Below are 18082 nucleotides of genomic sequence, written 5' to 3'. Positions count from 1 at the left end.
TCCGAAACTATTTTTGTCTATGTTAACGTTGTACCCAAAACCAAATAAAATTGTAGGCAAAATCATCTAATTTCTCCCATTCTTTTTTTACAATTTCCTCATTCCCAGGAAAATCTCCTAGTTCTTCGAGTTTTAATTCCCAGGGCACGCAAACGCCCGGCTTGGGGTTAATAAGAGTTTCTTCCCTATCTGACATTGATTTTCCCTCCTATCTTCTAATAAACGCCAAATTCCCGAGCAGCTTCGATCATGGCGATGAGATTCTCCTGTTTGGCATCTCCCATGATGACCCCGCCGGAATCCAAAATAAACCCGCCGTCACGGCCTAATTCGTCAATAGATCGTTTGACCTGCTCCCGAATCTTTTCCGGAGTTCCATAGGTTAACAGGGTCGTAGGCACACCACCCTGCAGACAGAACCTGCCGCCTAAAACTTTTTTTGCCTTCTTGGCATCTGTCGTATCAATTTGAAAGATAATACTTCTCTCAGGTAATTCGGCAATTTTCTCCAGATACGGAGTCCAATCACCTTCGGCATAAAACAACATCCGTTTGCCTTTAGCCCACAAGCCTTCAATCGTCGCCTTCAAGGAAGGCCAGTAGAACGTTTCCCATTGACGGGGATTAAGGAAAGGATAAGCACCGCGATGCAGAGGGGCAAAGCAGGGGAACCGGGTATCTGCTCCGGCACCGGCCAGACCACAATTAACGTTATGAGGAGTTATGACCTCACAAGCGGCTAATACTTTCTCCGGACGACGGCGCAGATCCAGAAGGATTCCTTTCATACCTCTCAGAGCATCCCCCAAAGTATCAAAAGGAGCTTTCGTAAATCCGGTTCCCTGCCCAACGATTCCATGTTCTTTGGTCCATTTTTCGTAAGCGGCTGCCGTTATGCTTCCGGACATCGCGAAAGCAGCCGCACCTTTGATGAGAGCGATTGTTGAGCGATATGATCCCGGATTGGCAAGTTCAGTACTTATGTTAGGCAAAAAATGATTAACGAGCCATTCCGTCGGGCTGGCGGTAAATTCGTCATAATCATCGGGCTTCATATATTCTTCTTCATTATATTGAAAGGTTGAGTTTTCATCGACTCCGATACCTGGGAATTTATACAATTTTGAACCCATAACATCAAACATCGGCGGCCACCACAGGCATGGACCACCCTTGAAAATATCAAAATCCAAGCCCGGCAGCATTTCCGAGACAATTGAGTTACTTTTATCAAGATCGTAAAAAATCTCCTGGAAGGTTGTCCCTTTATACTTGGCAACCCACTCCCCAACACCGAAAGCAACGGGAACCATATCTGGTTTTCCGCAATCCATAGCAGTGATGTAACGATCTAATCGTTGTTGATAAAGGGTTTCCTTAGCGTTCATAGTCCCTTATACCCCTTCCTCTTAAAAACGGCCGCATCCATATCAAAAGCCCTCTAGAGCGTTAAGAAATAGCGGTTGAACACAATCGCTTGCTTAACCTAAATACTGCTTTGCCGGTAACGATACAAAATTTTGTCCAAAATAGAGTAACCCTACATACAAAACGGTATTGGCACCATTGTAGTAGGGTATTAGTGGTTCATAACATATTTCGATAGTGTTACCCTCTTGGTAATTTTCAGAGTAATCATTTTTGTTTGGAATGTATAGAACACTTAGTTTGTTGAAATATTATCACAACTCATGAATAGGGTCAACTAAACCTTTGGAAGAATTGGACTAAAAAAGGTTCGGTCTCACGTCTGCGAGACCGAACCCTCTCTGGTTCCTAAAATATTACGGTAGATCTTTAAGGCTTCTGTTACATCATTAGCGTAAAAATCTGCCCCCGTGTATTCTTTTACCTGCTGATTCACCGGATATCCTCCAACTACAACTTTCACTTGATCTCTAAGTCCTGCATCAATCAGCAGATCCACAACCTTTTTTATCGATCCGACACAAAAGGATAGCAAAACACTGATTCCTAAGATTACGGCCTTTGTTTCGCTTACCGCTTGAACAAACCTCTCGGGTGTTACATCAACCCCTAAGTCAGAAACTTCGTAACCAGAAGAACGCAAAAGATAAATAATTATATTCTTACCCAGATCATGAATATCACCTTCGATGGTACCCATGATGATCGGTTGCAATCCCTTATTGGAGCCCTTGACAGGGATATGAGGTTCCAAAATTCTCATTACTTCTTTAAGAATTTCTTCAGACATGATAAGATCCGATAAAAAGTAATCGCTGTCACTGTACTTTTCTCCGACTATTTCCACACCCCGCCGGCAGCTCTCAATGATATCGACAGCGCTGCAGCCGGCTTGAATTCTTTCGTTTACCAGCCTTAACGTCTTTTCTTCATCAAGATTTGCCATCGCTATTTGCAGTTCGTCTTCCACCTTATGAACCCCCAATTAGCTAGTCTTTTTTGTACCAGCCATCATAGCTGGTTAGTTTATACCGATCTCCCCTGTAAACAGCTTTACTCCACCCCACGGGTTTTAGGTCTGAATTATAAATGATCTGCTCAATCAGAAAAACCGGGGCATAAGGAGGGATTCCAAGAATTAAGGCTTCTTCTTGAGTACAGGACGCAACCTGTAAAACCTTCTTCGAACTCACCGGCACATATTCCGTATGCGCTGCTATTAGGCCCGGCAAACTTGGATCTTTTAGTTCTGATTCAAGGATCGGTTTACTTTTACTATAAATTGTGTATTTTACCTCATAAGATAGCCGTTCATTTTCTGCAGCAAGTACCGTCCGAAAAAACAAAAACCTTTTGTCATCCCCCTGAATCTCAAACTTTTCCTTAAGGGCTTCATCTGCCCTAACAATTTTAGCTTCTAAGAGAGTTGTTTTATAATTAAGCCCTCTTTTTCTAATTTCTTGATTAAAATCATTTAATTCAAAAACGATATTATCCAGTTTGGGGGTCGCAACAAACGTCCCCTTTCCCTGCTGAGCATAAACCATGCCCGCTGCCACCAGCTCGGAAATTGCCCTCCGTACCGTCATTCGACTTATTTCGTAGCGCATAGCGATATCGTTTTCTGTCGGTAACGACTCTCCCGGTTTCAAATCTCCTCGGCGAATCTGTCCCTCAAGCAGCTTAAAAAGCTGGTAGTATATAGGGATAACTGAATTTTTATCGATGACTGTTTCTTCTTGACTCACCCAAAACACCTATTCCTGCTTATAATTGTCTGCTAAATTTCGAATTTTTTTAAGTTTAACATGCTAAAATATGGGTGTCAATCATCAAAATAAGGTGAAGGAAATCTCCTTCACCTTAGCTAGTTGCTCTAGTTTTGCACCGTCGAAAAGGCTTAAAACTCACATGTGTTGGCAGTTCTCGGGAATGAAACGACATCGCGAATATTTGACATTCCCGTTAAATACATGATAACCCGCTCGAAACCCAGGCCATAGCCCGCATGTTTGACTCCGCCATACCTGCGCAGATCAAGATACCAGTAATAATCCTCTTCCTTCAATCCAAACTCTTTCATTCTGTTTTCTAGAACTTCAAGGCGCTCTTCCCGCTGACTTCCGCCAATAATCTCTCCAACTCCGGGAACAAGAAGATCCATAGCTGCTACGGTCTTATTATCATCGTTGAGACGCATGTAGAACGCTTTAATGTCCTTGGGATAATCAGAAACAAAAACAGGTTTTTTGAAGATCTTTTCTGTCAGGTAACGTTCGTGCTCTGTCTGCAGGTCAATTCCCCAGTGCACCGGATATTCAAACTCAGCATTTTCCTTTTCCAGAAGGCTGACAGCTTCAGTATAGGTAATATGGCCGAAATCGGAGTTCAAGATATTTTCCAAACGTTCAAAGAGTGTTTTATCCACAAATTTGTTAAAGAAGGCCATTTCTTCAGGAGCATTATCTAAGGCATAGCGGATAATATATTTCATCATCTCTTCAGCCAGTTTCATATTGTCAGCGAGTTCCGCAAAGGCAATCTCCGGTTCAATCATCCAGAACTCTGCAGCATGTCTGGCCGTATTAGAGTTTTCGGCACGAAACGTAGGTCCAAAAGTATAGACGTTGCGAAAAGCCATGCAATAGGTTTCTACATTTAGCTGGCCGCTGACTGTTAAACTCGTTTCCTTGCCAAAAAAATCCTCGCCATAGTTAACATCCCCCGCATCATTCCTTGGAGGGTTCGCCGGATCTAAAACCGTGACCTTGAACATTTCTCCGGCACCTTCGGCATCGCTCCCCGTAATGATAGGGGTATGTACATAAACAAAGCCTTTCTCCTGAAAGAACTTATGAATTGCATAAGCTACCACAGAACGAACTCGAAAAACTGCAGCAAAGGTATTTGTTCTTGGACGCAGATGAGCAATTGTGCGTAAGTATTCGAAGGTATGACGCTTCTTTTGTAAGGGATAATCCCCTCCCGCAAGAGCCAGAATCTCTATATGTTCGGCTTTTAATTCAAAAGGCTGTTTTGCTCCCGGCGATGCAACGAGGGTCCCCTGGATACGAAGAGCTGAACTGATCGTTTGCTTGCCAATTTCCAGAAAGTTGTCTAAGCTCTCGTCAAAGACTACTTGAATATTTTCGAAAAAACTACCATCATTAATTTCAATGAAACCGAATGCTTTGGAGGTGCGAATTGTTCGAACCCATCCGGAGATTTCCAGCTTTTGATTGAGAAACGTTTCTGTCTCTCGGAAAATTTGTTTGACGGTAACCGCTTGCATAGTCTTCCTCCTCAAAAATCCCAGTGAGAGTTAAGAATTTCCTAAGTCTCAATTATACCTTATTGATATTCTAACTTCAAATTGCGGTATAGGATTACCGTTAAGAGACAAATCTCATGCTTTGAGTTTTTAAGTCTTCCATCAATCGAATTAACTGTTCAACACTATCACGAATTGAAGTAACCGTTGCACTCATTTCTTCGGATGAAGCAGCAATTTCCTCTGCGGCTCCGGCATCTTCTTGAGACATGTCACTAATCACTTGTATCGAGCGTGCTATTGTTTCGCCCATCTGAACAACTTGCTGAACCTCTTCAGACATGATCTCCAATAAGCCGGAAACATCTCGCATCCCCTGAGAAATATCCATGAACTGTTGTAAGGCCTGATTACCAATACCGACTTGTTCATGGATCAAGGAGAATGCTTCTTCCGTTGAGCAAGCTGAAATCTCAACGTTTCCAGTCACTTGATCGATTAATTCTGCAATCTGGGCGGCACTTTGCCGTGATCCTTCTGCCAGTTTTCGAACCTCATCAGCCACAACGGCAAATCCCCGCCCGGCTTCCCCGGCACGAGCTGCCTCAATCGCAGCATTGAGAGCCAGGAGATTAGTTTGATCAGAAATTCCGGAGATAATTTGCGTAATTCCGCGAATTTGTCCTGTCTGATCTTTAAGACTATGACTTACAGTTTGAATTTCTTCCACTTTAGAGGCTGAAACACTCATCTTTGCAGCTAAGTCCTTCATCATTACCTCTCCCCGCTGTGTACGCTCCGTAACATCGCCATTACTGCGTGAGATACGCTCCATATGCCCGGCCAATGATTCGACACTTTGATTAATCCCTAAACTTTGTTCTCCTATTTCACTTGTACTTTGGGCAATTTTTTGAGCCCCAACAGCTACCTGATTGATGCTCTCGGCCACTTGTTCCACTCCGGAAGATGTTTGATCTGTTGCTGCTGAAATTTCTTTTGTCGACTCTTCAACACGACTTAAGGCTTTATTAATTGAAGAACAAATATCCTTCGTGTTTCCAACCATCTTTTTCATGGCCTGAGCCAGAGTCCCCAACTCCCCGAACCAGTCGTCTTTAATAACAGTTCTTAAATCACCGGTCGCTAAGGCTTCCGCATTGTGAGCTAATTCAATCAGAGGACGGGTGAAACTTCGTGAGAATATGTAACCTGCAACCAACCCTAAGACAAGTACCACTAATCCGATGAAAACAGCCCACTGGATTAAAGCATTTAATTGTTGAAGCACCGCTCTCCGCGAGAGGACAGCTTTAATGTAACCTTTCACCTGACCTTGATAGTCCTTAAACGGAATGAGCATGATATTAGACTGTCCATCCCCGCTTACCACAAATTGGGATTGTCCATTAACAAGTTCTTTGACCCGATCCTCGGGGACCGGGTAATTATCTTTACCAATACCCGCCAATAATCCTCCATTTGTTTTCACGCTTTTGACTAACGAGGCCGAGGGATCAAGAAGGTAAATAAAATACTCTCCTGGGTTCTTCGTCTGCAAGGTTTTTAAAAAATCGTCGCCAAAATCCATGCCATATTCCGCACTGCCAACCCATTGATCCTGATACCTTACAGGAACTACCACCCGAAAACCGTAGCCTTCGACGCCTTCTTCCAGGCCTTCGACAAGCTTATGGTCTGTATTGGCGGCCACAACCGTCGGCCGAATTTTCGAAAGGTCATCACCGAATTTATTAGGAGAATGCGCTCGATAAAAGGAAATGGCCGGAGCAAGATGAAATTGAAGCTGACTAAAGCCCTCCTTCTTCACCTCTTGAAAAACAGGTTGAACCAACTGTGCAAGCGCAGTCCTGTCTCGTTCAGCCAAGGCCTTAGCTACGTCCGGGTTCATAGTTAGTGACAATACTGAGGATTTAGCTCGGTCCAAACGATTGCTGAATTCATCCCGGATTCCCTGTTCCGCAAGCTTTTCGGTTTGCAGCTCGCTTGTATTAAGCATCTTCTCTGCATTCCAAAGACCCGCCGCGGATAATACGACCACTACGAAAACAATGACAACACCTATTAAAAGAGTTACACGTGTTTTGATTGACATCGAAGGTTGAAATCTTATTTTTCTTCTCTCGTTTTGAACAGTTTTTTCGCTCATGATGTCCACTTATAAACCTCCTCCTATAATTCAAAAATAACCGTTTTAACTCGTTTAGCCGCTGGTAAACATTCCAAATGAAAATAAGCTCACATAGTGTCGAGCAATTTTACTATATTTTTGCTAAAATAAATGAAATCCAGATGACATAAATATTGTCATCTGGATTTCATTTATGGTTTATTCTTGGCTTTTTTATCCAATCGCAAGGGGCTGTTGCAAAATGCATAAACGCCCCTCATTATACAACGACCCCTTTCATATACTATAATTTCGGCCATTTAGCGATAGGAAGATCCATCCACATCTATTCCCGCCATTTTGATTAAATACATGGCATTGCGGGTCGTTGAAACCCCGGGCCGAAGCTTATAGTCAAAAAGAATTTGATTATCTTTATAGTACTCCCGGAAATGGTAATTGCGGATTTTTCGGCGGCTTTCACGCTCTAAATCACCCAATTCTAAATCATGAGTAGATACCAGGCCCATAGACCCGGCTTTGCTTAGCTGCCGAATCAGGATTTTAGCCCCAGCGTGACGGTCTTCAGAGTTTGTACCTTTAAAGATCTCATCCAAGAGGAAGAAAACTTCTGCATCCTGCTTTGAGGCCTCAACAATTTGTTTTATTCTTAACAGCTCCGCATAAAAAGAAGAGACATTTTCTCCTAAATTGTCACGGACTCGCATACAACTGAACAGCCTGAAAAGAGAACAGCCAAATTCCTGAGCACAGACGGGAACTCCGGCATAAGCCATAACCAAGTTAATACCAATCGTTCTAAGCAAAGTACTCTTTCCCGACATATTTGAGCCGGTTATTAGCAAAATCCCGGATTCATTGCTAATGCTTAAATCATTGCAGACAGGATTCTCCAAAAGCGGGTGACCAATCCTTAACGCCCTGACACCTGTTTTTTCGGAAGTCAATACCGGCAAACACCACTCCGGATGGTCCGCCGCAACTAAAGCCAGGCTGCATAGGGCTTCCAATTCTCCAATTGTGTCCACCCATACCTCAAAAGAACGGCCTGACTTTTCCTTCCATGCTTCCAAGGAAATCATACACTGCAGATCCCAGAGGGTAAGAACATTAACGACTAAGAACATAGCATTTCCGCGATTGGCGATCAAATCAGCTAAATGCGAAAGTTCTCTGATCTGTTCAAAAGCCGCCCGTCCATCCCGATCAAGTAAGTTCTCCTTCAGGTTTTGCAGATAATCCGCCTTAAAAGACCTCTTCTCAAACCTTTCTAACATTTTCTCATAAATCCGAATACTCTCTTTAAAGGTATAAACCGCATTCAGAGATTTTCCCCGTTGCTTACCCAGAAGAAGAATACCGGCTTGTAACATAAGCCCTATTAATGGGTACCAAAAGGATACCGTATGCTTCCAGAAATATAACATTAAAAACGTCAGGGTTATTAAGGGGAGGGCCCGAGCTGCCAGGAGAATCTCGCGGCGAAGATAGGTCGAATCATAGGTTTTAGCCCAATTAATAATTGTTCCAGGAGAAGTCAACGGACGCTTCGCCAACGTTGCTTCAGCCATAAACCTCTGTCTCCAAGCCATCGTTCCAGCCAGTTCCAGGATAGCAGCCTGCTTTCTGCGAATTACTGCGCAGTTTTCCGGAAGTTCTGTCAAAGCCAGCTTAAGTTTTTCCCTGCCTCTGTAAGTCTTGGCCGTTGAAATCCATTGATACAGCGAGCCGGAGCCAAAGATATCCAGATCATCAGCATAAGGGTGCTCTGGATCTTCAAAGTCTTGCCCTTGGTCAGTAAACGATTTCCATTCCCCCATAATACGTTTTAAAGCTTGATCATAATTTTCACAGAGTACTTGAAGATACTTTTGCTTCTTTTTCAAGGATTGGTGCCAGATGACCAGGGCTATGAAGCATGCTAAGGTAATAAAAATAATGCCCTTTGCCCAGAAAGGCTTTTGATTGAGATACAAGATTAGGGCTAAAACCGCTCCGGCTAAAAAGGTAAAAAGGCGGAAATTGCTGAGGCGATTGATGTGATGAGTTATTATTTCCAGCCTTTGACCATAAATGGCTATTCGTTTTTGATACTTAACTTCCGGGTTTAAATGATTTTCGACCTCTTTCAAAATGCAATCCCCCATACTACATTATCCATCCACAGAAACAATTTAAGTGCATTATACACTACTTACCCATTATATCATTCATTCTTCCTTTCTCTCTTGGGGAGTGCTATACTAAGTGTAAATATTTGCCCTTCGCCCCCTTATCCCTTACCGGGCTAAGGGGGTGATTGATTAGGGGTACTATTATTGGAGGAATCATCAATGAATAGAAGCTACAGCAGCACTAATTTATTTTTATTAGCCCTTGATTCCCTTTCCGTTTACCGTAACCTTTTAGAGGACTCCGTACTTCGAAAACTCAGAGAGTTACTTGCAGGTTTGGAGAAGATGGATCTCCAATTGCGTGACATTGTTAATTATTACAATGATTTTTACTTCGAACTTGTTAAGTGCCCTGGGCTTTCTCTCCCTCACCATATCCTTAACCAACTTATTTTCGAGGAAAATTCCTTTTCCTTTAACGCACAGGCTATGCACCTGTCAATGCCGGAAAATGCCCTTGATCAAGCAGTTGCCAGTGACTTGAAAAACCTAGAAACCATAGCCAAGCTTGATTCAACAACCTTAAAAGCCGAAATAGCAAAACTCTATAAAAATAGCAGCAGAGGAAATTATCCAGACAACGCAGGCACTTTCCCGGAGTCGCTCCTGCAAAGCCTACCTGATTGGGAGTTTTCTCCGACCCTATTAGCCAATCGCGAACCCGAACATTTACGAGCCTTAAAAGAAAAATTTCTTACAAGCCCCTGCTGGGGCGATTGCCTGCAAGACCTCAAAGAGTTTCATCGTCAGTATGGGTGCGGTATCTTTGCCCACAGTATCGCCTTTATTTGGGAGAGAACTGAAGGCCGCGGCAGTCTTAAATGCGTTGAAAGGCCCGACCCCATTACCCTGCGTGACTTAGTCGATTACCATGATGAACGCTCCCGGGTTCTGGAAAACACGAGACAATTTCTCAAAGGTTATCCGTCCAACAACGTGCTTCTCTATGGTGACCGGGGAACCGGCAAATCTTCAACAGTCAAAGCAATCCTCAATGAATATCATCCTCTGGGACTGCGCATGATTGAAATCCCCAAAGCCTTCTTGGCTGATTTCCCCCAAATTCTTCGGCTTCTGCATAACCGATCGCAAAAATTCATTCTTTTCGTCGATGATCTGGTGTTTGGAGACAACGAAGAAAACTATACCTCTCTCAAAGCTGTTCTCGAAGGGGGCTTAGAAAGCAAAACCTCCAATATCCTCATTTACGCAACGTCCAACCGCCGCCATCTGGTGAAGGAATATTTCAGCGAAAGAGCGGGCCTGCAATCAAGTAATCGTGAGGAAGAAGTTCACGCCGGTGATAGTATGCAAGAAAAATTATCCCTTGCTGATCGATTTGGGATCAATGTCGTGTTCTCATCTCCGGATCAAAAGCAATACCTCAAGATTGTCGAGGGAATTGCCTCCCGCCGAAACTTAGCTATTGATCAGACAACATTACACAAAGAAGCTTTGCAATGGGCTCTTTGGTATAACGGACGTTCAGCGCGCACAGCCAGACAGTTTGTTGACTGGATTGAAGGACATCTTGCCGTTCATTAACATTAAGTCGATATCGATTAAATGCATAGTCATTCATACTGTGACAAACAATGTAATAAACCAATAAAGGAGCTGTCACTTATGGATGACTATTTCAATAACTTTGCTGATACTACCCCTAATTTAAGTTATGTTACACAGCAGCACGGATTTTATAAAGCCTGCCACTTCATTAAAAAAGCCCTATCCACAGGATGTCAATATCCCGCCGGATTTCCCAGGACAATGACCGAAGCTCTTATTCTGAGGAAAATATTGGAAGAAACAGGGTCTTCCTCACATTCATTGGCCATATTCTCAAAAATATCCCGTCTTAAGTCTAGTACTATTGTACTAATCTATTTTGACAATATCTTCAGCAAATTGACTGTCGTTCTTCTTAAATCCCCTTTGGCCGGATACAAACTTTCCAGGCCTAAAGGGGATTGCTATTTGCTGTATTTTATTAAAATAGCATGTTATAATATGTTTTTAAGCAAAATTCTTTATAAAGGAACGATTTTTTAATGATTAGTACCAGCGGAATCACCCTAAGATTCGGAAAACGAGCCTTATTCGAGGATGTAAATGTTAAATTCTTGCCTGGAAACTGTTACGGCTTAATCGGAGCCAACGGAGCCGGTAAATCAACCTTCTTAAAAATTCTTTCTGGGGAACTTGATTCTTCAAGCGGTGAAGTCATCCTAACTCCAGGCGAACGAATTGGAGTTTTAAAACAGGACCACTTTCAATTCGAAGAGTATGACGTGCTGAATACAGTAATCATGGGACATACCAAGCTTTACGAAATTATGGAAGAAAAAGATGCCCTCTATGCCAAACCCGATTTTTCGGAAGACGACGGATTAAGAGCTTCTGTTTTAGAAGGGGAATTCGCTGAGCTTAACGGCTGGCAGGCAGAGTCTGAAGCTTCTGAACTTCTGATGGGATTGGGAATTCCCAAAGATCTGCAAAGCAAAAAAATGAAGGATCTGAGCGGTAATGAAAAAGTTCGCGTTCTTCTCGCTCAAGCCCTCTTTGGCAATCCTAATATTCTCTTATTGGATGAGCCTACAAACCATTTAGATCTACAGTCAATTTCTTGGCTGGAAAACTTCTTATATAACTATGAAAATACCGTCATTGTTGTTTCCCACGACCGCCATTTCTTAAACAAAGTTTGTACTCATATTGCAGACATCGATTTCGGGAAAATCCAGCTCTATGTCGGGAATTATGATTTTTGGTACGAGTCCAGTCAATTAGCATTACGGCTAATGAGAGAGGCCAATAAAAAGAAAGAAGATAAAATTGAGGAACTGCAAAAGTTTATCCAACGCTTTAGTTCCAATGCCTCCAAAGCCAAACAAGCCACCTCGCGTAAAAAACAGCTCGAAAAGCTGACTCTCGAAGACATCAGGCCCTCCTCCCGTAAATATCCTTACATTGCTTTTACGCCTGACCGCGAAGCAGGTAACAATATCTTGTCCGTTAATAACTTAACTGTCAGTATTGACGGAGAGAAAGTCCTTAACGACCTCTCCTTTATCATGAACAAGGGCGATAAAATTGCCTTGGTTGGTCCTAACAGCCAGGCAAAAACAACCTTATTTAAGGTATTAATGGGAGAAATCATTCCTGATGACGGTGAATTCAGTTGGGGAATTACAACCACTCAAGCCTATTTCCCTCAGGATAACTCTGCTTACTTTGATACAGGTCTTAACTTGGTCGATTGGCTTCGTCAATTTTCCCGAGATCAGGATGAATCCTTTGTGCGGGGGTTTTTAGGGAGAATGCTTTTCTCTGGCGACGAATCTTTGAAATCGGCCCAAGTTCTTTCCGGGGGAGAAAAGGTCCGCTGTATGTTTGCCAAGATGATGCTCAGCGGCGCTAACGTTCTTCTCTTTGACGAACCGACCAATCACCTGGATATGGAATCGATAACAGCCCTAAATAATTCCCTAACTAATCTGGACGGTAACATTCTTTTTGTTTCCCAAGACCATCAGTTTGTGCAAACGATAGCCAATCGTATCATAGAAATAACTCCCAAAGGAATTGTCGATCGCAGAATGACCTTTGATGAGTATTTAGAAAATGAAGATGTTCGAGCCCTGTTAGAAACAATGTATCACTAAAATAATCAAGAGAGTCGTTGCTTTATGAACTGAAGTTTCTAAAGCAACGGCTTTTTTCTAGTGAACTTGTTCAGCAAAATCTGAACATCCTTTCTTTTATTCCATAAACTGCAAATTAAATTGATTCCTTCTGAGCAAACTATAGTTAATTTGAGCAAATCGGAGGGAAGTTAGTCATGATTAAATTATTATTGAAAGCTACAGATTCAATAAACAAAATCGGCAAGCTGCAGGATTCCATTACCATTGGACTCCTAGGAGGCTTCATTGGTGCTGTAACAACCGATATTTCTAATGCCATGCTTTATAAAACCAAGAAAACAGAAGCAACCTTCGGACAAATAGCTGCTTCCTTTTTCAAAACCCCCACCACGAATAGCAAGCAAAAACCTGCCATTTATTTAGGGGAATTATTGCATCTTTCGGTGGGTACTGTCCTGGGAATACCATTATTCTATATTCTTAAAAGAACCGGAAAGGATCATCATCTTGCCAAAGGGCTTGTTTCCTCTCTTTTAACTTGGATTATTCTCTATACCGGCGGACAGAAAATCGGTTTATTTAAAAAGCCTTCAAAAATAAAAACCCATTATGCTTCCGTATGGAACCATATTCTCTATGGTTTGGCCTCTGTAAAAGCAATGGTATGGTTGGCCGACCCGGAAATTTTTTCATCCCACCCTTTCCAAAACGACCAAAAAACTTTACAGCGGGATAATCTGCTAACTTGGAGTCAGTCCAACCAAGACTCCGTATCCTCCGAAGACCTTAACCCTTCCTATTAAACCAGCCTGATAGGAGCGTTGCTGAAGATCTTTACCGCTGCCCTGCTCCACAAAATACTTGTCCAGAGAATAGTCTACATAAAATGTACCCGAGGGCGTATAGACATCATTTCTTATTTTCCCTGCCAGATAAATTCCTTCTTTAGGCTTTGTTTCGCTGACTCGCTCAACTTCATAGAACTTGCCTGCAGGCTTCAGGCTCACATATAGGGTCTTTTTTCTGAGGTTCAGCAAGGCGTCGGGAGCCATGGACTCTGGAATTTCTGAAATTGCCAAGTTTATCGAGACGTAATCCCCTCGGAATAAATCCGTCGGATCAACTGCTTTAGTTTGCAATAAAATTTCCTTTCCCAAAACTACCGTTGCCTCTGGCCTTATCGTCATTGCTGCAAGGATCAAGAGAGGGATTGCTGCTGCCAAAAGAAAGGTTCTTTTTTTAGTCATGCTAATATACCCCCTTGTGATCGTTTCATCATTCGTTCAAAGTAATAGCCGAACCCCAGAAGCAATAAACCGCCGACAATGAAAAACAAGGATTTCGGTAAATAAGCGAAGGTATCGATGTAATACCTGAAAATTGTAACGCAGACAAAAATCAGACTTATTAAACTTCCTTTTCTTATTTGCACAAAGAGCAAGGCGAGAAAAGCCAGAGCAAAAATGATACTTACTAATCGGGTTGATTGCATAGGGATCAGAGCTCGCCAAAATTCCGGAATTGTCAAGCAAACACCGCTTATCCCCAGCAAAATATTGCCCTGCATTTTAAATATTCCCCGCTCCAGCCTATGGTTAACTCCATACATTAGAAGCCCAAGCACAAAGAAAATCGCAACAATATAAAGCCCTTCCAGTTTAAATCTCAAGGAAAGAACCAAAATCAGTTCCAAAGTGACTGCGTTGGCAAAGAAGACAAGAAGTTTTGATCTGCCAAAGTAGTTAAAGGCAAAATACAAGAGAGGAACACCAATCACGGCTATATAGGGAACGCCCTGCCGAATCGTCCCTGTTAAGTAAATTCCGAAGAGCAGATTAGCAAACAGCATTAAATACTTATCCTTAAGCTGAAATGCCATGGGAACAACTCCTACGGCCCAAAGGAGAAAGGCCCCGGAGAAATCCCCCCCAAAGTTATACATTTGACCGATAAGGAAAATACCGGCACCATAGACTAATGTACCCAGATAAATTAAACTCCGTCCTGTCTTGGGATATTGATCTGTTACAGCATATCCCGCAGCATTTGCTGCGCAATAGGTTCCGAATATAATACTAAGCTTTGCAAAGTTATTAAGTCCATCCCAGTTGCTGGCAACAAAACTTAGAATTCCCAGTCCCACCAAAATTGCACCGATGGTTACTACAGTCCGTATAAAATTAAGTCCTTCTTTGATTTCGTAAAGTTCCAGGATATCTTTCTTTTGCTGATCACTGATCAACCCGTTCTCTCCATAATAGTCTAACTCAGTGCTAATTAAGGAGAACTTGGTTTTATTAATCTCTCTATTCATATTTCCTGTTTTCAGCCCCCTTACTTCTAAAATAAGTTAATCATTTTTTAGCAAAGGATTAACTTTCTCGTTTGTGCTTAAAACAAGTACGGCTGTTTCAGCGTAGATTTCTCTATTCAAACTTTGGTTACCTATACCTATTCTTAATTGACGGAAAATTTCCTTTCCTTGTTCCATAAATTTTCCGTATGGTTTGACACGAAAATACTCCCTAGTGACAACGACTTTTCTATATGTTAGTTTAAGAGCAAGGGAGTGATACATTTGAACTCATTATTCCTTGCCGACCTAATGGATCGAAATGTTAAGATACTCAGCTCTAAACCAACCCTTGCTAAAGCCTCCGAATTGCTTAATTCCCACCATCTTGTTCTGATGCAAAATGGCCAACCCTCTGAAGTCCTTGTTAGAGATTCAAAGTCTCTCAATATAGAAGCTTCTTCTTGGAAAAGGCCTCTAATTGCTTCCATGGAAACTCAAGCACTATCCTTCTATAAAGAACATTTTGAAGATTTTCGCCCGGTGGTGATTATTGATTCTTCAGAGAGTATTATGGGGGTTATTTCAGCAGCCCAGTTAATACATAGTCTTTTGCGACATTATGAAATTACAAATTCATTTTTCGAAACGCTCCTAGATACTGTCAATGAAGCGGTTACCGTCGTTACTAAAGAAGGAACCGTTAGCCATTGGAACTCAGTGGCTCAAGACACCTATTCAATCCCCCAGGAAAACATCCTGGGAAAACATATCGCTGACTTCTTCGAACTCGAAACCTTGGCTACCTTAAAGATCCTAGACGAAGGCCGTCCCGTCCGCCAATCTTACCATAGTCCTCGCCCGGGAACCCATGTGCTCATCAATGCTTCTCCTGTCGTCTATAACGGAACAATCCTTGGCGCCATTTCTTGCGAGCAAGATGTCACTCAAATTGTTCGACTGAACGAAAAACTGTCGAATACAAGCTCCGAACTGCGGGATCTTCAGAAAAAAATTCCTTCTCCTGAAGATCCTTTTAGTAAGATCATTGGCAAGGGGCAATCCATTCGTCATACAATATCTGTTGCCCGGAAAATATCCTCAAGTGAGGCGACTGTTCTGATCACAGGAGAAAGCGGTGTCGGCAAAGAACTTTTCGCCCAGGCAATTCATATGGCAAGCCCCCGCTCTAAAAAACCTTTAATTACCCTTAATTGTGGTGCTATACCCGCAGCACTCTTCGAAAGCGAGCTTTTCGGCTACCACGGCGGAGCTTTTACGGGAGCAGAAAGGAAAGGCAAACCCGGCAAATTGGAGCTGGCTCACGGTGGGACTCTTTTTCTTGATGAAGTTGGGGAATTGCCTCTAGGACTCCAAGTTAAACTCCTGCGTGTTCTCCAGGATCGCTGTTTTTATCGCTTGGGAGGAACGGAGCCCATTACCGTCAATACTCGCATTATTGCTGCCACAAACCGTAATTTAGAAAAAATGATGCAAATGGGTGAATTTCGCGAAGACCTTTATTATCGTTTGAATGTTATTACCTTGGAAGTGCCGCCCCTCAGAGAACGTACTGAGGATATTCCTGAATTGGCTCAAGCTTTTCTGCACGAATCCGCTCTCAAACACAACAGACCGATGCCATCTCTCGATCCTGCCGTCATCGTCGCCTTTCTCAACTATCACTGGCCCGGCAACGTTCGAGAACTTCACAATGTTGCAGAGCGCTTAGCGGTCTTGGCCGATGAAGGTATCATTGAAACCAAATACTTGCCTTTAGCCCTTAAACGCTCCAAACTTGAACCCCTTCACTTGTCCGGCTCAATACGTTCCCAAATCAACTTCGGCTCTTCTAAACTAGATAATAAGTCTAAAGAAATGGACACTATCTGCAGCATGCTTGAGAGAACCCACGGCAATAAAACAGCCGCAGCAAAACTTCTCGGTATTTCCCGCGGAACTCTTTATTACAAACTTAAGCAGTACAATTTGGGGTAATGAATTCCCAATTTAATACAATTGGTGGAGCAGTCTTAGTCGGAATAAATGATTTCACAGTTTTAGGCTTAATCACCATGGGATAATTCTAAATCGCAAAATTTTAAAAACAGCCGATTTTGAACTGCCCCCTGTCAAGTAGACAGTGGAAATAAAGAAAATTGAGAACGACTCTGGGTAGACTTGACATGGGGCCCTACATCGGATGCTTCTATGGGTCAAGGGCTGTGGCTCATAGGAAGTATTCCTTTGGGTAAGCCCCATCCCTTAATTTAGGGTAGCATCCGCTGTCCCATGTAAAGTCTAATCTTGGGTAAATAATCTTACACCAATCATTTAATTATGGTTGGTGTCTTTTTACGCGGCTGAACTATAAAGGAATTGACGATATTCCAAAGGCGTCATGCAGTTTAATCTCTTCTGATAGCGATGATTATTGTAATAGTCTATGTACTCTATAATTGCTACTTCTAACTCTTCATAAGTATTAAATTTATGGAGATAGTACATTTCGGATTTCATCATTCCCCAGAATGATTCCATCGGGCCATTATCAATGCATCGAGATACCCTTGACATGCTTTGTGTCATTCCTGCATTGTCCAGTTTCTTCTTAAATATCTTGCTCGTATATTGAAAGCCACGATCACTATGAAAGATCGGTTTAGCGGCCGGATATGCCTGATGTGCGATGTCAAAAGTCCTAAAAACAAGTTCGTTGTTGTTGGAATATCCAAGTACAAAGGAAACAATACTTTTATCGGATAAATCAAGGATTGCACTAAGATAAGCCTTACTTTGAAGGCCATACTTCATTTCAGTTACGTCAGTAAGCCATTTGGTACCGAATTCATTAGATTCGAACTCTCTGTTTAAGACATTTTCTGCAGTAATTTCAGGCGTTGATTTAATGTAATTCTTTCGCTTCCTACGGCATACAGATTTTAGATTTAAGATATGCATGAGTCTATATATCCGTTTATGGTTAACCGTAAGACCATGTTCTCGGTTCAGTTTGATTGTCATCTGTCGATATCCAAGGATTCCATTCTTTTCTTCGTAGGCATCCTTAATCTTTGAAAGTAGGTCTTTATTAAATTTCTCGTTATCACTTTCTTT

At 42.3% G+C, this 18082-nt stretch carries 15 protein-coding genes; 5 read left to right on the top strand and 10 right to left on the bottom strand.

Annotation, left to right across the window (positions count from 1 at the left end; all coding sequences use genetic code 11):
- Positions 1 to 22 precede the first annotated feature (22 nt).
- From ACPUYX_RS03485 to ACPUYX_RS03455, 7 genes are all read right to left on the bottom strand, one after another.
- A complete protein-coding gene (locus ACPUYX_RS03485; RefSeq protein WP_426378343.1) occupies positions 23 to 196 on the bottom strand; it encodes a hypothetical protein in 174 nt (57 codons plus the stop codon).
- 19 nt (positions 197 to 215) lie between these two features.
- Positions 216 to 1388, bottom strand: coding sequence for a uroporphyrinogen decarboxylase family protein (locus ACPUYX_RS03480; protein ID WP_426378342.1), 1173 nt, complete (start codon positions 1386 to 1388; stop codon positions 216 to 218).
- A gap of 356 nt (positions 1389 to 1744) precedes the next feature.
- Positions 1745 to 2398, bottom strand: coding sequence for a cobalamin B12-binding domain-containing protein (locus ACPUYX_RS03475; protein WP_426378341.1), 654 nt, complete (start codon positions 2396 to 2398; stop codon positions 1745 to 1747).
- A gap of 19 nt (positions 2399 to 2417) precedes the next feature.
- Positions 2418 to 3185 carry a GntR family transcriptional regulator gene (locus ACPUYX_RS03470; RefSeq protein WP_426378340.1) on the bottom strand — a complete coding sequence of 256 codons (768 nt, stop codon included), beginning with the start codon at positions 3183 to 3185 and terminating at the stop codon, positions 2418 to 2420.
- 143 nt (positions 3186 to 3328) lie between these two features.
- Positions 3329 to 4720 carry an asparagine--tRNA ligase gene (gene asnS, locus ACPUYX_RS03465; protein ID WP_426378339.1) on the bottom strand — a complete coding sequence of 464 codons (1392 nt, stop codon included), beginning with the start codon at positions 4718 to 4720 and terminating at the stop codon, positions 3329 to 3331.
- Positions 4721 to 4820: 100 nt separating this feature from the next.
- Complete coding sequence (locus ACPUYX_RS03460) at positions 4821 to 6869, bottom strand: methyl-accepting chemotaxis protein (RefSeq protein WP_426378882.1); 2049 nt, start codon at positions 6867 to 6869, stop codon at positions 4821 to 4823.
- A gap of 281 nt (positions 6870 to 7150) precedes the next feature.
- Positions 7151 to 8983, bottom strand: coding sequence for a MutS family DNA mismatch repair protein (locus tag ACPUYX_RS03455; protein WP_426378338.1), 1833 nt, complete (start codon positions 8981 to 8983; stop codon positions 7151 to 7153).
- A gap of 201 nt (positions 8984 to 9184) precedes the next feature.
- On the opposite strand from ACPUYX_RS03455, the gene ACPUYX_RS03450 reads away from it, so the two are divergent.
- The 4 genes from ACPUYX_RS03450 (at position 9185) to ACPUYX_RS03435 (ending at position 13475) form a co-directional block, all read left to right on the top strand.
- A complete protein-coding gene (locus tag ACPUYX_RS03450; RefSeq protein ID WP_426378337.1) occupies positions 9185 to 10570 on the top strand; it encodes an ATP-binding protein in 1386 nt (461 codons plus the stop codon).
- Between the two features lie 81 nt (positions 10571 to 10651).
- A complete protein-coding gene (locus ACPUYX_RS03445) occupies positions 10652 to 11077 on the top strand; it encodes a hypothetical protein (protein WP_426378336.1) in 426 nt (141 codons plus the stop codon).
- Positions 11077 to 12690 carry an ABC-F family ATP-binding cassette domain-containing protein gene (locus ACPUYX_RS03440; RefSeq protein WP_426378335.1) on the top strand — a complete coding sequence of 538 codons (1614 nt, stop codon included), beginning with the start codon at positions 11077 to 11079 and terminating at the stop codon, positions 12688 to 12690. Before ACPUYX_RS03445 ends, ACPUYX_RS03440 begins: the two co-directional genes overlap by 1 nt.
- A gap of 176 nt (positions 12691 to 12866) precedes the next feature.
- Positions 12867 to 13475, top strand: a complete 609-nt coding sequence (locus ACPUYX_RS03435) for a hypothetical protein (RefSeq protein ID WP_426378334.1) — start codon at positions 12867 to 12869, stop codon at positions 13473 to 13475.
- Here the strand turns inward: ACPUYX_RS03435 and ACPUYX_RS03430 are convergent.
- Entirely contained in the window at positions 13413 to 13919 is a 507-nt protein-coding gene (locus tag ACPUYX_RS03430) for a GDYXXLXY domain-containing protein (protein ID WP_426378333.1), read from the bottom strand. The genes ACPUYX_RS03435 and ACPUYX_RS03430 overlap by 63 nt on opposite strands.
- On the bottom strand, positions 13916 to 14914 hold the full coding sequence (locus tag ACPUYX_RS03425) for a DUF2157 domain-containing protein (RefSeq protein ID WP_426378332.1): 999 nt from the start codon (positions 14912 to 14914) through the stop codon (positions 13916 to 13918). The genes ACPUYX_RS03430 and ACPUYX_RS03425 overlap by 4 nt, the downstream gene beginning before the upstream one ends.
- A 336-nt stretch (positions 14915 to 15250) precedes the next feature.
- Between ACPUYX_RS03425 and ACPUYX_RS03420 the strand changes: the two genes are divergently transcribed.
- A complete protein-coding gene (locus ACPUYX_RS03420; protein ID WP_426378331.1) occupies positions 15251 to 16963 on the top strand; it encodes a sigma-54 interaction domain-containing protein in 1713 nt (570 codons plus the stop codon).
- Positions 16964 to 17320: 357 nt separating this feature from the next.
- Here the strand turns inward: ACPUYX_RS03420 and ACPUYX_RS03415 are convergent.
- Positions 17321 to 18082, bottom strand: a 762-nt coding sequence (locus ACPUYX_RS03415; protein WP_426378330.1) for an IS3 family transposase, incomplete at its 5' end; no start/stop codon positions are given.

Source organism: Desulfosporosinus sp. SYSU MS00001 (assembly GCF_049943955.1).
Lineage (GTDB): Bacteria > Bacillota > Desulfitobacteriia > Desulfitobacteriales > Desulfitobacteriaceae > Desulfosporosinus.
Note: the sequence above shows the minus strand (reverse complement) of the source record. Positions and strands in the feature narration are given on the sequence as shown.